Here is a 430-nt window from a genome sequence, read left to right as displayed (position 1 = left end):
CGTGCCGGTCCACCACCCGCTGAACCGCGGCAAGATAGCGGTCCAACACGCCACGGTCGGCAAACGCCATCTGCGACACCAGCAGGTACGGATCGCCTTGGCGGGCCAACAGATGATGGAACAGGATGCCGTCCTGCAGCGGCGACAAGGCATAAATATCCTGGATGTTGCCGACGCCGCCGGGCACCGTGGCGAGGATCCGATCGATCTCTCCCTGCGTCAGCTCGATCAGCGGCAGCATCTGCGGCGTGATCGAGCGGCTCTCTGCCGTGATCAGGTTGGCCGGCACCGCCACCTCGTGATGACTGCGCAGGCTCGCGGCCAGATCCGCCAGCACCGGCCTGGCGAACAAAGTCCGCACCTTCACCCCCAGCGACAGCCGCCGCAGACGCTCGATCAGCTGCACCGCCAAGAGCGAGTGGCCGCCCAG

The 430-nt window shown here is 66.5% G+C and carries 1 protein-coding gene; it reads right to left on the bottom strand.

Going from position 1 to position 430, the window contains the following annotated elements:
• The coding region (locus KJQ96_RS38770; RefSeq protein ID WP_213291196.1) for a phosphopantetheine-binding protein at positions 1-430 on the bottom strand (430 nt) is incomplete at both ends.

Source organism: Bradyrhizobium sp. sGM-13 (assembly GCF_018398875.1).
Lineage (GTDB): Bacteria > Pseudomonadota > Alphaproteobacteria > Rhizobiales > Xanthobacteraceae > Bradyrhizobium.
The sequence above is the reverse complement of the archived record's forward strand: the minus strand, read 5'-3'. Positions and strand labels throughout refer to the sequence as shown.